At 40.6% G+C, this 16,002-nt stretch carries 9 protein-coding genes; 2 read left to right on the forward strand and 7 right to left on the reverse strand.

Going from position 1 to position 16,002, the window contains the following annotated elements; genetic code table 11:
- The first annotated feature begins 182 nt into the window (after positions 1 to 182).
- Positions 183 to 1,493 (forward strand): MFS transporter, encoded by a 1,311-nt coding sequence (locus QE450_RS01470; RefSeq protein ID WP_307296226.1) that lies wholly within the window; start codon positions 183 to 185, stop codon positions 1,491 to 1,493.
- Between the two features lie 202 nt (positions 1,494 to 1,695).
- Here QE450_RS01470 and QE450_RS01475 read toward each other — a convergent pair whose 3' ends face one another.
- The 3 genes from QE450_RS01475 to QE450_RS01485 form a co-directional block, all read right to left on the reverse strand.
- Positions 1,696 to 2,598, reverse strand: a complete 903-nt coding sequence (locus tag QE450_RS01475; protein WP_301261966.1) for an SDR family oxidoreductase — start codon at positions 2,596 to 2,598, stop codon at positions 1,696 to 1,698.
- Positions 2,599 to 2,794: 196 nt separating this feature from the next.
- Positions 2,795 to 3,859, reverse strand: a complete 1,065-nt coding sequence (uxuA, locus tag QE450_RS01480; protein WP_307296228.1) for a mannonate dehydratase — start codon at positions 3,857 to 3,859, stop codon at positions 2,795 to 2,797.
- A 130-nt stretch (positions 3,860 to 3,989) separates the two neighbouring features.
- Complete coding sequence (locus QE450_RS01485; RefSeq protein WP_274170793.1) at positions 3,990 to 4,919, reverse strand: AraC family transcriptional regulator; 930 nt, start codon at positions 4,917 to 4,919, stop codon at positions 3,990 to 3,992.
- A gap of 160 nt (positions 4,920 to 5,079) precedes the next feature.
- Between QE450_RS01485 and QE450_RS01490 the strand changes: the two genes are divergently transcribed.
- Positions 5,080 to 7,269: a glycoside hydrolase family 52 protein gene (locus tag QE450_RS01490; protein WP_307296236.1), complete on the forward strand. Its 2,190-nt coding sequence runs from the start codon at positions 5,080 to 5,082 to the stop codon at positions 7,267 to 7,269.
- 97 nt (positions 7,270 to 7,366) lie between these two features.
- Here QE450_RS01490 and QE450_RS01495 read toward each other — a convergent pair whose 3' ends face one another.
- From QE450_RS01495 to QE450_RS01510, 4 genes are read right to left on the reverse strand one after another with little or no spacing between them, the layout of a single operon-like run.
- Positions 7,367 to 10,477: a glycoside hydrolase family 2 TIM barrel-domain containing protein gene (locus QE450_RS01495; protein WP_307296237.1), complete on the reverse strand. Its 3,111-nt coding sequence runs from the start codon at positions 10,475 to 10,477 to the stop codon at positions 7,367 to 7,369.
- Positions 10,458 to 11,786: a glycoside hydrolase family 125 protein gene (locus QE450_RS01500; protein WP_373461898.1), complete on the reverse strand. Its 1,329-nt coding sequence runs from the start codon at positions 11,784 to 11,786 to the stop codon at positions 10,458 to 10,460. The genes QE450_RS01495 and QE450_RS01500 overlap by 20 nt, the downstream gene beginning before the upstream one ends.
- A gap of 3 nt (positions 11,787 to 11,789) precedes the next feature.
- Positions 11,790 to 14,960, reverse strand: coding sequence for an alpha-mannosidase (locus QE450_RS01505; protein WP_307296239.1), 3,171 nt, complete (start codon positions 14,958 to 14,960; stop codon positions 11,790 to 11,792).
- A gap of 16 nt (positions 14,961 to 14,976) precedes the next feature.
- Complete coding sequence (locus tag QE450_RS01510) at positions 14,977 to 15,942, reverse strand: carbohydrate kinase family protein (protein WP_307296242.1); 966 nt, start codon at positions 15,940 to 15,942, stop codon at positions 14,977 to 14,979.
- Between the last annotated feature and the right edge of the window lie 60 nt (positions 15,943 to 16,002).

The following is a 16,002-nucleotide window of genomic DNA, read 5'->3' on the forward strand; positions in this document are numbered from 1 at the left end:
ATACTTAAAATTGACAAATCGAAAAAGAAAATCATATACTAAATAATGGGCATTTTCACAAAAATTAAAACTTATTTTATACATAATTTATCCTGAAAAATGAATATACATACATTATACCTGTACATGATGTTGAAGTGCCTGTCATTGATTATTCCATTATAAGAAAGGAAGCGAAGCTATTGATTCGAAAATCATTTTATATGTTGTGGGGGACACAGACAGTTTCGAATATTGCCGATATTGTATATTTACTGAGTCTGATTACGCTCGTATTTACAGCTACCGGTTCGCTTGTGACCACGATTCTTATTCCATTATTTCGAATGTTATCTAAAATCGTGAGCGGACTTATTGCTCCATTGGTATTAGCCAAATACCGTCTGACTTCTATATTAATGGTATCGCAATTCGGGCAATTTGTATTATTTTCAGGTTTGATCTTTTATTTAAATAGTACAACGACACCTGCGTATTTGATTATCTTTTTGATCGTATTCGGGATGTCTTTTCTAGATGGATGGACAGACCCAGCGCGCAATGCTTTGATTCCGCGGTTAGCGTATGATGAAGGACTTATGAGAGCAAATGGATTTATGTCGATTAGTGATCAGATTATCAAATGTGCTGGTTGGGCATTGAGTGGTCTGATTGTAGCGATTATTGGCGCAATTCCAACGATGTGGATAGCAGCAATTTGTTATTTGTTAGCGATGATCTTTACTGCTTTTATCCGAGATCCGTATGCTTCTCCACGTGTAGAACCTGAGATGATTCCCGTAACTGTAGATGGAACATTGGCTACAGAAACGGTATCTGAATCACCGGTAGATAAAGCATCACGTTGGGAGCAATTATCAGAAGGTTGGAAAGTACTGGGGCGCAATCGGCGTATTCGGATGCTAGCAATTATTGATAATATAGATACACTGGGCGGAGCTGCTTGGATCGGTGCTTTTGTGCTTGCTTTTGTTGTACAGGTGTTACATCAAGATGCACGCTGGTGGGGATTTATGAATGCTTCCTTTTTTGTAGGTTCGATTGCAGGTGGAATATTTGTTGTAGCCAGAGTGAAAAAGCTACAAAAAAATGCGTTTCCAGTGATGTTAATCAGCCTACTGGCTTATGTGATTATTACGATCTTCTTTGCTTATAATACGGTACCATTGATTGCATTGATATTGATCGGCTTGTCCGGCTTACCTGTACAGATTGCAGGAGTGATTCGTCGGACATTGATTCAGCAAAATTTAACACCTGCTGAAACGCCTAATGTGATGTCCGCTTGGAGTGTATTGAGTAATCTTACATTTGCGATAGCGATGTTATTGTTAAGCTGGTTTGCCGATACATTTGGTATGAGTAATATGTATTTACTCGCAGGTCTTTTAACACTCGCCGCTATTATTATGGGCTTTGTCAGCCGTGCTATTTTCCGCGAAGATTATGAAGGTTATCTACAGGACAAAAAATTGGCGACTTCCAAGTATTGATTCATTTGTAGCATCATCGTAACGATCTAATTTTGTTCGAAAAGCTAATAATCTATTATCAAGGTTTATTGACCATGATCTCTAGCAAACAAAGTAAAAGCCTGTTCTTACTCCGCATCATGTGGGAATAATGAACAGGCTTTTTTGTATAATGATGAAATGAATAGAATTTATTCAAGTCTTTATAAGAATCGTTACAACGTTATACGCCTGAGTACGCCATAAATCCACCATCAACAGGAACGGTAATACCAGTTACAAAACCTGAAGCCTGCGAATCGGCAAGCCAGAGTAGTGTACCCAGTAGATCAGACGGTTCACCGAATCTACGCATCGGGGTATGATTAATAATTTTATCAGCACGTTCAGTATAAGAACCATCTTCGTGTTTAAGCATTTTCGCATTTTGATCGGTTAAGAAAAATCCAGGTGCAATCGCATTTACCCGAATCCCTGCATCGGCAAAATGTACAGCTAACCACTGGGTAAAGTTATTGATTGCGGCTTTGGCAGCACTATACGCCGGTACTTTGGTCATTGGCGAGTATGCACTCATGGACGAAATATTGATCACTGTTGCCCCTTCGCGGTGGATCATATTACGTGAGAAAATCTGGGTAGGAATCAATGTGCCGATCATATTCAGATCAAGTACATCGCGGAATCCATTGAGTCCAATATCGTAAAAAGTCTGCTTGGAGACATCATTCAGATGCTCTTCTCGAAAAGATTCTTCTGTCGTATTCGCATCAGGATGATTCCCGCCTGCACCATTAATAAGAATATCGCAAGCTCCAAATTCAGCCATCACTGTAGCTTCTGCTAGAATCACATTGTCCTCTTTGGTTACATCACAGGCTACCGCTATCGCTTCTCCGCCAGCATCACGAATCTCAGCTGCTACCATTTCACCTTTGGCTAATGTACGATTTAAGATAGCAATTTTGCATCCTTGTCGTCCCAATTCGTAAGCCATGGTGCGACATAATACACCTGCTCCGCCTGTAATTACGACCACCTTGCCTTTAAGATGAGAGTGTAGTGGAAGTTCACTTGCTTCTGTCTCGGTAGGTGGTTCGCCGGCTGTTTTTTCAGCAGAACGGATCACTTCACGTAACGTTTTGTCTACAAGCGCATTTCCTGTTGAAGGTTTGGTAGGCGCAGTTGGAGGGACATCGGCAGCGAATAATGTATCTGTTTCTACATCTGAAGTAGGTTTATGATAATCGTCTTTTCCTGTAAAAGATTGGCTCAAAGGTATCCCTTCCTTTCACATAATGCTTCTTTGGGTGTTACAACGTTCAAGAATGCTTATATTGAAATGAATCCCACAATCCCCATAGATACATAATACCCAAAGCACGGTCATACAACCCGTAACCCGGTCGACATTCTTCATTCCAGATATGTCTGCCATGATCCGGTCGGCAATATCCTGTAAATCCTTCTTCTTGATATGCCTGTACAATCCCTGTTAGATTCACTGTGCCATCTTGTGTACGATGAGACGTTTCTGCAAAATCGCCGTTCTCTTCCACTTTGACATTACGCAAATGGGTAAATGGAATTCGATCTGCAAATTCATGTACCATCGATACAATATCATTTTCTGGATTAGCTCCAAGTGAACCACTGCATAATGTGATGCCATGTGACGGACTATTATACATGTGCAAAAAGCGCCGAATATTATCCTGACTGCGAATAATACGAGGCAGACCAAAAATCGACCACGGTGGATCATCAGGATGAATGGCCATTTGGATACCATTTGCTTCAGCGACAGGAATAATCTCATCCAAAAAGTACTGTAAATTATTCCACAAATCCTCTTCGGTAAATCCTTCATAAGCTTTGAACAATTCGGTTAAATGGGTTAACCGTTCAGGTTCCCAGCCGGGCATCGTTAATGCAGAATTGGCATTGATCTGGGCTACTAATTCCAGTGGATCGATATTTTCGATTTTACTTTTCTCATAAAAAAGAGAAGTAGAGCCATCTGCCGCAGGACGATGTAGATCGGTACGTAACCAATCGAAAATAGGCATAAAATTATAACAAATGACTTGTACTCCAATTTCAGCCAAATGGATAATGGTTTGTTTGTAATTGGCAATATACTGATCGCGTGAAGGTAATCCAAGCTTGATATCTTCATGAATGTTAACGCTCTCAACAACATGCGTATGTAGACCATAACGATTGGCAGTCGCCTGAATCTCATGAATCCGTTCTTGCGACCATACTTCACCAACAGGCACATCATGCAGTGCCCAGACAATGCCTTCGACTCCGGGAATCTGCCGAATCTGTTCTAATGTGACGGTATCGTTATGCTCGCCGAACCATCTGAATACCATTTTCATTACGATAACACCTCCAACGTTTATAGTGCATATCCTGAATTGTATAAAATAAGTATAACTATAACAATAAAGTAAGAATATTCATTACACAACAACGAACTTGCCCGCCAGTAGGAGAGCAAGTTCATAGTTAGGCTTTCCATTCGGAAGGCATCATCATTTGATTTTTGCGATAATGACTGGGCGATATACCCGACCAGCGCTTGAATTGCCTGCTAAAATGAGCAATATCGCGATACCCCAAAATCGAAGCGATATCTTGTATCGACATTCGTTGATCGGACAATAATAATTTGGATTTGTGAAGCACAAGATTAGATAAGTAGCTACGTGGAGAAATCGCAAATACCTGATGAAAAATTCGATTGCAATGAGAAGGGCTGATACCTAGTTCTGCTGCAATATCATCAATCCCATAATGAGAATCAGAAGTCGCTTCCAGTTGAGCAATATTTCGATTAGCTATCCCTTGTAATCGAGCAGCAATCTGATGTGCCATCTCGACATGAGCATAACTAGCAGGAGCAAGACCAGCCGCTTCATTAGATATCGCTTCCCAAAGGACACCAAACAATTCAAATACCGCAGCTTGCAGATGCATTCGACGCGTAATGATATGTTCATCTGTATGTTCGATAGGATTGGCAATTTTGAGTAAGTATGGTTGCATCGCTTGAGCTACTGCACTGGATTGTTTGAACATGACTTGATTCAATCGCTCTAACAAAGATAGAAATAAACGATCATCAATATCGAAATGAATACAAAAATACGTAAAAGACTGTCCTTCGATCGTGCGACTGGAATGAGAAGTACCGGGTGGAAGAATCATCAGATCGCCCTTTTGCTGAACATAGCTTTGAGAGCCAACAGTCATTAATTGTTGACCTTCTAACACATAATTAATCTCATATTGTGGATGATCGTGAATAGGATATTGCCAATCTGTACTGACAGTACGCAAGTGAATACCGAACAAATTCATTGTTGTCTGCACATCGGGAAAAATGGTCTCAGCTAGACTTTGTCCCCATTCGGGTGGAATAAAGGAAGTAGACATGGACAACCTCCAATCTCACTATAATGCTTGATTTGGGTAAATAGTGGAGCGATTTGGAAATGGTATTACAGAATGTAGTTTGTTAGGATAAATCTGAACTATTAAGGTAATTACTGATAGCATACACGGATACTTATCAAAATGAAAGGGGTTACATGAAATGATAAAAAATTCATTTTATAATGTACAACATTCTCCAATCGGTGCATTTGCTAGCTTTACATTAGGATTCAAAGGAGCCAAAGGAGGACTGGGTCTAGAACTTGGCAAACCGGCGGATGAGAATATCTATATCGGATTACAATCAAGAGATGGATCTACGTATGAAGCACTACCTTTTTTTACTCAAGTGGAAGATGAAAGTTCTCGTTATGATGTAGAAAAGGAAAAACAGACAAATGATTCGTCAGCAATATCGTTAGTTCATTATCAAGACGAACAAATCGAGCGTACCTTAGATATAGCTACAGATACATGGACAGCTGGCGATCTTACTTTTAAAATTTATTCTTCTGTGCGCCCTGTTCCTGATCCTGCACATGCAAGTGACGAAGAACTCCAATCAGCTATCGTTCCTGCTGTATTTGCCGAAATGACGATTGATAATACAGAAGGTAAAACAAGCAGACGAGCTTTTTTTGGATATGAAGGAAGTGATCCTTATCGCTCAATGCGTGTCATTAGCGGAGCAGATGATCAAGCAAATGACTCCTATGTAGGAGTAGGACAAGGAAGACAGACAGCCATTCTATGCGATGATCCAGAGGTAACACCAGCACTTGGATTTGGTATTGAAAAAGTATTGCAAGAAACATTTGCTAATAATTTATATTTTGGTCTAGGGATTGTAGGCGCGCTACTGATGGATGTACCCGCAGGGCAAAAGCGTACTTTCCGGTTAGCGATCTGCTTTTATAGAGATGGCATAGTGACTACAGGAATAGATACTTCTTATTATTACACCCGTTATTTTAAGCGTATAGAAGAGGTAGGTACATATGCGCTACACAACTGGGAATCGTTGATTGATGCTTGTGAACAAGCGAATAAGTGGATTGGTGAAAGTAATAAGCTTAATCCAGATCAGCATTTTATGGTGGCACAATCGATTCATAGTTATTATGGTAGTACTCAATTGTTACAGACAGTCGATCACCAACCGCTCTGGATCGTCAATGAAGGTGAATACCGGATGATGAATACACTCGATCTTACTGCTGATCAATTGTATTACGAGCTGATCATGAATCCATGGACTGTACGTAATGAATTAGAACTTTTTGTGGAGCAATATAGTTATTATGATCAAGTGTGCTTTCCACAAGATCGGACAGCCTATCCGGGTGGGTTATCATTTACACATGATGTTGGCATAGCCAATCATTTTTCTCGTCCACAGTATTCAGCTTATGAGTTAGCAGGAATTGATGATTGTTTCTCTTATATGAGTCATGAAGAATTGATCAACTGGCTTTGCTGTGCATTAACGTATATCGAGCAGACCAAAGACCATGATTTTAAGCAAAAATATATGAATATACTGCAAGATGGATTGCAAAGTATGCTTCACCGGGATCATCCAGATCCAGAGCAACGTAACGGTCTGATGGGATTAGATAGCAATCGTACACAAGGCGGAGCTGAGATTACAACGTATGACAGTCTAGATGTATCGCTCGGTCAATCTCGTAACAATATTTATCTGGCAGGTAAATGCTGGGCAGTCTACTTGGCATTAGAAAAATTATTTGTTGAGGAAGGGCAGACGGAATATGCAGAGCAAGCAGGAGCACAAGCAGATCGCTGCGCTGCAACAGTAACGGCTCAGTTGAATGAGCAAGGGTATATTCCAGCAGTTATAGGTGAAGGCAATGATTCGCAGATTATTCCAGCGATCGAAGGATTGGTATTTCCTTATTTTACAGGCTGTGCCAAAGCGCTTGAACGTGATGGACGATTTGCAGATTATCTTCAAGCACTGCATACTCATTTGAATACTGTACTGGTCAAAGGAACATGTTTGTTTGATAATGGCGCTTGGAAATTATCATCGACAAGTAACAATTCATGGCTTAGTAAAATCTATCTGTCACAATTTATAGCACGTGAGATTATGGGATTAACATGGGATGAACAGGGGCTTACAGCAGATGCTGCTCATGTAGAATGGCTGACCCATCCAGAGTATTCTTACTGGTGTTGGAGTGACCAGATTATATCCGGCATTATTAGCGGTAGCAAATACTATCCACGCGGAGTGACTTCAATCCTCTGGTTATGGGAAAAAGGGGACGGTAAACTGCGTACACCTGAAGCCTTATCTCACCCGATAACATCAGCTCAGATATAGAAATTAAAGTCTTTCAAATAATAGTGTCTATACAAAAAAGGATTAAATCTATTTCTCTGTTAAGACTACACAGAGGATTAAGATTTAATCCTTTTCACTATACTTCTTTAAAAAAAGGCATAATCTGCATATCAAAAACAAACTCTTTTTCCTGTAATTGATACTTTTCAGCCAGTTGAGGTCCACAAGAATTTGAGCCAACGCCACTCATTTTATAATCCAGATGGATAAACGTTTCTGGTCGGCGAATCAGTTCATAAGTATGTTTTGCCTGCATGATGTCTGTTGTCGTGTAATGAGAAGCATTGAAAGAAAAAGGTTGAGAACCTGTAAAATAAAGCCCGGCACCCATCGCTTGCGTAGCACTCATCCATTGCGTTTCAAAGCGTGATCCATTTTCCTGAGGCATAATATAATGGTAAAAGAGATCATCGACTGTTTTTTCATATTTTCCAAAACGTGTACTGTGATGCTTATCTATATAACTTTCATGCGGGCCACGTCCAAAATAATCTATATATTCTGTTCCTGCGGGCATAGCAAGCAATAAGCCAAATCGGGGTAGAAATGGAGCGGTATCCAGTACACTGACTTTGACTTTGAACTCTAGTCTGCCATCACTTTGAATCGTCCACCATGCTTCACCACGCAACACAGGATATTGACTATAAGAAGACAGTGAAAAAGAAGTAGTAATGATCACTGATTGCTCTGCTACACATGACCAATGGCTATTATACACTTTGGTTGCGAGATGATCGTACCCGTTATCTAACCATTTTTCTTTGATATGCATATCGTTATCAATCGGTGCTCTCCAGATAGTAAATGCTGTCGGCTGTTGCAGTAATGGAACTCCCGATTTGCTCCATTCTGTAAATTGTCCACGTTCCAGATCATAGACGTAACGGAAATCTATACCTTCAATAACTAAGCGTCCATAAGATTCGTTAGTCTGTAATGGATGATCTACCAATAGATGATATTCAGAATCGTTCTTGGTAGAAAACTCTGTTATCGCTACAGGATCAACAGGAATATGGAATTGAGCAAATGCAATCTCATAACCGATCGGCGCCCAGACCTGTTCTGTATTTGTCAGCACAGAGAATGTAAGATAACGCAGAGGATGAGTATTGTATTGCAGAGCAGAAGTAGGAACAGTGATCGTAGCCGAATGCTGTGGAGCGATAGCAGGCATAAGTATAGTTCCTTGCTCGATAAGCAGACCTTCATCTTCGATTTTCCAGTGTAGTACCAAGTGAGATACATCGGTGAAATCGTATAGATTGGTAATGCTAAATTGATTCCCGATAGCAGAGCGTGTATTTCCTTCTACTGTAATTAATGATTCAATACGCACAGGAGCCATAATTTGTTTGAGTTCTAATAATCCTGCATGTGGCTTACGATCAGGCGACACCAGACCATCGATACAGAAATGACCATCGTTAGGCTTATCTCCAAAATCTCCTCCGTACGCATAATACGATTGCCCGTTTGCACTTACTTGAGCAATACCATGATCGACCCATTCCCAGACACAGCCACCCATCAATTTGGGATAAGCATAAATAGCATCCCAGTATTGCTTCAGATCACCGGGTCCATTTCCCATAGCATGACTGTATTCACAAAGAAATAAAGGCTTGGTATTGTTGTTATCACTAGCATACGCAATAATCTCAGCAGGCGAAGTATACATACGACTCTCTACATCCAGAACGCTTACATCTTCATGCCCTTTGTATATAGGCGCCGCACCTTCATAATGGACTGGACGAGAAGGATCGCGTTCACGTGTCCATCTAGCCATCGCAATATGATTGATATCGTAACCTGATTCATTGCCCATCGACCACATGATTACAGAAGAGAAATTTTTATCGCGTTCGATTAAGCGTACTGCACGTTCAACAAAGGATTCTTTCCAGTCAGGATTGACCGATAATTGATGAAAAGCCCCATCAGCAAAATCTTCAGGAATACCGATACCATGACATTCTAGATCGACTTCATCGATAACATAGAAGCCATATTCATCACAATACTCCATAAATTTAGGATCATTAGGGTAATGAGAAGTACGAATTGTATTAATATTATGTTGTTTCATTAACTGTAGGTCAGTCAGCATATGTTGAAGAGGAATCGTCTGTCCAAGCTCAGGGTGAGAATCATGACGATTTACCCCTTTTAATTTAAGTGGTTGTTTATTTATCTGAAATACGCCATCTTCTGTAATCTCAATCTGACGTAAACCTACTGCAAATCGCAGAACTTCTTGACCGGATTTGATATACAAAGTATACAGTGCAGGAGATTCTGCATTCCAAAGAATCGGATGAGTGATCTCCATAGTGACCGTTGCAGTCTGATCTACTAAAGCAGTTGTCGTTAACAATTCGGAGCCATCCGGTGCCAGCAGAATCGCTTGCACTTCCAGATGTTCGTTCGCTGTTACCAGTGTAGAACATTCCAATTGGATATCGAGTCGGGCTTGATGGTAATGATCATAGTCATAATCCAATGACTGTTGTACAAATACATCACGTATATGTTGAGAGTCGCGTGTCAGCAGGTAAACATCGCGAAAAATCCCGTTATAACGCCACATATCTTGATCTTCCAGATAAGAACCATCACACCATTTTAGTACCAGTACAGCGATACGGTTCACTCCTTCTTGTAAATAAGGAGTAACACGAAATTCAGCAGGCATACGGCTACCCTGACTGTATCCGACAAACTGTCCATTGATCCACAAGTACATACAAGATTGAACACCTTCAAATACAATATACGATTCTCGTTCTTGCCAGCCTTGTTGCAAGCGGATTTCTTTTACATAAGCACCAGCTGGATTCTGATCTGGGATAAAAGGAGGATCACAAGGAAACGGGTAACTAAGATTCGTATAATGTTGTTGATCATATCCATTGGTCTGCCAGCAAGAAGGAACAAGCAAAGAATCCCATGCGTGTACATCATATTCTGGCATAAAAAAAGCAGGTTCTACATCTCGCACTGTACCATAATAACGGAATTGCCAACCTCCATTTAAAGACTTGTAAAAAGGAGATTTTCCGCGTTGACGAGTATGTGCGCTTGGTATATCCGCATACGGAATATAATAAGATCGAGCAGGTTCACGATTCACTTGCAATACATTCAGGTCTTTCCAATAGCTAGGAATGGTCGTATTCATAGGGGGAAGAGGGCTCCTTACTGGATTGAAGTGCGTACTGGCTAACCAATTCAGCAAATAAACTGTTTGCCCATGCAAACCACGGGCGGGTAAACTTTGTAGGATCGTCTTTGTGAAATCCTTCATGCATAAAGCCTGTATCGGCATGAGTGCTAGCGAGAGTATCGAGAATTGATTTTATTTCTAACGGATCGGTCGAAGTGAGTCCTTGCATCGACAACGCAATATGCCAAATATAATCAGTCGGTGTATGCGGGCTACCAATGCCACTTGCGGCTATACCTGTAAAATAATAAGGGTTGTGTTCACTCAATACAAATGCACGTGTGTTCTGATATACCTTATCCTCGACAGCACGATAACCCAAATAAGGAATAGATAATAAGCTAGGGACATTGGCATCATCCATTAGATTATGATTGCCTTGTCCATCTGTTTCATAGGCATAGATTTTGCCATATTGCGGATGAATTACAGTACCGTAATTTTCGATTCCAAAATCGATTTCTTCTTGTAAACGCAAAGCTTTAGTTGCCAGGCGCTCATCATGATACATGTCGATTGCGATTTCTGCTATATAACCAAGCACAACCGATGCGAACATATTAGATGGAATCAGATATCCAAATGTACATGCATCATCACTAGGGCGAAATCCTGACCACGTCATACCTGTATATGAAGTAGGCATACCTTTACCCTGATTACGAAGTGTATCCGAAGGAGGGCAATCTTCACGCATAAATACATAAGGAGAATGATCATCATGATGTTGTTCACAACGCCAGAGATCGATAATCCGGTGGAGCACGGTGCGAAAAGATTCATCAAATAGATCTGTACGTCCTGTAGCTTTCCAGAACAAATAGCTAAGTTGAATCGGGTAACAAAGGGAATCAATCTCATATTTACGTTCCCATACCCAGCCATTTAGTTCTGTCAGATCGATATCATACCGATGATCATTATCTTCGATATTAAAAGCATTTCCATAAGGATCAATCCCGATATAAAAGATCTGGCGACGAATTACACCTGCGATCATATCAGCCACTTCAGTATCATGCACAGCTACAGGCAAATAATGCCGTACTTGAGCTGTGGAATCTCGTAACCACATCGCTGGAATATCGCCTGTAATCACAAATGTACTGCCATCGGCTAATCGTTGTAAGGTCGTCTCATACGTATTGGCATAACACTGACGGAACATCCCCTGTAATACAGGCAGATGTTCCAATTGTTGTTCAATGTGTTGAATATACGTATTCATTGCTGTTGTCAGTGGCAAAGGGGGCTGAGTATTCATAGGTTATCCCCCTTGAATTGATATAAGAAAAGTACGAATCTCATAAGGTGAGATTTCTAGCGATAATGGAGTATGATGAATTTCTCCAATCGGTTGTTCCATCAGATTACATTCTTGCCAGCTATCGATAAGAAGATCACTCGTAATATGAAGAGGGGAACGAATACCACCGTATTCATGAATACGAAGCACAATTAGATTGTGATCTTCTGCTTTTTTGACTGCATCGACCATAACGTGGGAAGCGGATAAAGTGAACATCGAGAACGATGAACGATCTGTATTGAATACTTGAGCTTTGCCTAAAGCGATCTGGCAAGGTTGATTTAACGCCCAAGCTTCTTGAACAGTATGACCGGTTAACCAATCTCCAGCATGAGGATACAGTGAATACGTAAATTCATGTTGTCCATAATCTGCATGAGGATCAGGATAGATGGCTGATTTTAGTAATGATAGACGCATCACATTGTCTTTAATATCATAACCATACTTACAATCATTCAGCAGACTGACTCCATAATTGCGCTCTGATAAGTCTGCCCATTGATGACCTACACTTTCGAATCGTGCCCAATCCCAGCTAGTATTCCAGTGTGTCGGACGTTTTACATTACCGAATTGGATATCATAAGTTGCTTCTGTAGATCGAATCTGTACAGGAAATGCAACTTTGAGTAATTTTTGACGTTCTTTCCAATCGACATGTGTCTGGAAATCGATCCGGCGACTGCGAGCATATACGGTTAATCGCTGCGTAATCACTGTCTCATCATACTGCCAGACAAATTCAACAGTGGTCTGTAATAGACCTGTGCTTAACAGACGTACCGAGATGAGATGATTGATTTCTTCCATTTTTTCTTGATAAAAGATATCGATATCCCAGGAGTCAAAGTTCATAGGCTTATCTTCAAATAATTGAAACACATTACCACGAGCATCAGGAGCAAGCACCTGACGTACATTTTCCAAGTCCATAATACTTATTAGTTGTCCTTGTGCATTCCACTTTAATTCATAATAAGGAGTGACCAATGTACCTTCTTCATATAAGAAAGGAATAGAATCTACCATACCGTTATCGTCGGAACTATCTATAGTCTTGTAATGAATTGTACTTACACCAAGTGCAGGAATAGTCGATGTCTGTACAATCCAGTAATCATCGGTACGTTGTGCTTGCAGTAGATGTTGTTGATCGTCTGTCCAGATATAATCTTCTATTCCACATAAAGCAAATGGAATATGAACAGTAGGGGAAACTGCCCAAGAAGAACTGTTAAATACAGTGATACTATGATCGTCGGTTGTTGTTAATGTGGTGGAAGCAGCTGACCAAGCTTGTTGACCGATCTGTAACGCTTCGGCATATTCTTTGGTACTATCTTCATACACTTCTGCAATCGAAGATCCAGGAATAATATCATGGAATTGATTGCGTAAAATAATTTTCCAACCTTCATTGATTGACTGTTGAGCGTAGGTTGACCAGTCTGTAGCAAGTACACTACTGAATGTTTGTAGCCATTCTGTTTCCCGATATAATAACTCTAATTTGCGATTCATTTTTTTGTTATAGGCTTGACTGGTATAGGTTCCCCGGTGATATTCAAGATATAGTTCACCATCCCATGTATGCACATAACGATCGGTATGATCAAAGGTTGAATTTAACTGTTCAAAATATTCATCAGCACGCCCGGTAGTGACTTGAGGAACACCCGGTATACGATCCAACTGACGACGAAGTTCTAACATTTCACGTGTAACCCCACCGCCGCCATCACCATAGCCATACGATAATAGAAGGTTCTGATTCACTTCTTTATCCTGATAACTATTCCAGATGCCTTGAACAGTCTGAGCTTCGATCAATCCGTTATAGGTGTAAAAGAAAGAATTGCCATCTTCCCAATCATCCGGTGTGGTTATAAAGTGAGTTAACACTTCTGACCCATCAATCCCACGCCATTGAAAAGTATCATGAGGCATCCGATTGACTTGATTCCAACTGATTTTGGTCGTCATAAATGTATCAAAACCTGATTTTTTCAAAATCTGCGGTAACGCCCAGCTATAACCAAATACATCGGGTAACCATAGATAACTGCTGGATACGCCAAATTCTTGTTCAAAAAAGCGAGTCCCAAATAAAAATTGCCGTACTAGCGATTCGCCAGAGGTTAGATTACAATCCGCTTCTACCCACATACCACCGCCAGCTTCCCAGCGACCTTCACTAATTCTTTCTTTGATTTTCTCATAAATATCTGGATAATCTTGCTTAATATACTCATACAGTTGTGGTTGAGTCTGAAGAAAAATATAATCAGGATCATGTTCCATTAAACGAAGTACGGTCGAAAAGGAACGAGCTGCTTTTTCGCGGGTATGCTTTAAGCGCCATAACCATGCTACATCAATATGGGTATGTCCAAGAGCTGTAACAGTCACCGGATGATTTTGCTTCATCGTGGTCAATTGTTGATCTAATTGATCGGCAGCGATATAAACCGATTCATAGAAAGAATCTGAGCCGGGCTTCGACCAGTTGATATGGTGAAAAGCTTTATCCAGACATTGAAGCAATGCGGAACGCTCATATACTGTGGCTGATAAGATCGTAATCGTCTGTAATATCGCTTTGGCTGTATAAAAAAAGGTATCGACTTGGCGATCTAACCATGCGATCTGTGATTGCTTTATCTGATGATTCATTTCGCGCGGAGGGCCACCACCTTCAAGCCCTGACCATAAACGAAAATCCAGTCGTGCTTCACCAGAGTAACCTACCGGTAGAATCATCTCGATATGATTACTATCTACACCTTGATAAGGTTGATGATTCCAATAAGCTAACGATTCAAATCCACCATTGTTACCGCCTTCTGTAATACCGAAGTCAAATAAACCGACCACTGTTCGATGACACCATTCTACAGGAACGTTAACAGAGGCAGAGAGCCATAGATAACGGTCTCTGCCTTTCCAAAAATCACCTGTTCTTATACTTGTATTTTGATGGTTTAACGTTGCTGTTGGAGGACGCATACCATTTTCACCTATAATATCTTCGATGGCGATATACTCGGGCACTTCAAAAGCATCCCGATAACGGAGCGGTTCTAGTTGCTGTAGACGTTTTTTTAATTTATCTTCTGTGAAAAACATAGTGTGCCTCCTTTGATCAGACAATAACTTCCCAATCATCTGCAATATGTCCAGCTTGTCTGGCAATAAAATCTTCTACGCCTGCTTGATCAGGTATACCAGTATTGCCACCATAAGCCGATACAGAAAGTGCTCCACAAGCGTTGCCATATTGTAGACATTCTCCTCTATCATGCCCTGTCAATACGCCATACATATACCCTGCATTAAAACTATCGCCAGCACCTGTCGTATCTACAGCTGTAATCGTATACGCAGAGCGGTAGACCATATGATGCTGTTGAACAGAAACTGCTCCGCGTGAGCCCATTTTAACAACCAAATGTTTCGCATGTTGCGACATTTGGTTAATCGATTCACGAATCTCGGTACAGCCTGTGTAATGTAATGCTTCAAGTTCATTGAGAAAGAAAATATCGACTTCTTTCATAATTTCAAAAATACCGCTATACCATTCACCACTATCATCCCAACCGACATCGAACGAAATCGTAGCACCAAACGATTTGATTTTTTTGATCATTTGTAGATAAGCATCATGATTACGACTACCTTGATAGCCGGTTAAATGAACATGGCGACCGTATCGCATACTGTTTTCGTTCAAGTCTTCCATACGCACTTCAGCATTAGAGCCCATATAAGTGATAAATGAACGATCATGTTCAGGATTGATCGCAATCGAAATGCCTGTATTATTTTCTTCACTCTGACGAATATAAGAAGTATCAATATTCAATTCACTGAATTCATCCAAAATAAAACGACCGTAGTAATCACTGCCCAGAACCCCGTTAAAAGCAACTTTAAGCCCCATTTTGGCAAGTGCCATCGAGAATAGAGCAGCACCTCCACCAATATGAATAAGCATATTTTTCACAAACACTTCTTGCCCTGGAAGAGGTAGCTGATCACTTCCTGCGACGATCAGATCGATATTAGCATCACCGATAGAGACAACATCGTATTGTTTTTCGTTCAATGATAATCCCTCATTTATTTAAGGACGTAGCGCATCCCGATTTTTGTACTTTATTTCTGT

The organism is Paenibacillus sp. SORGH_AS_0306 (genome assembly GCF_030819345.1).
Taxonomy (GTDB): domain Bacteria; phylum Bacillota; class Bacilli; order Paenibacillales; family Paenibacillaceae; genus Saccharibacillus; species Saccharibacillus kyungheensis.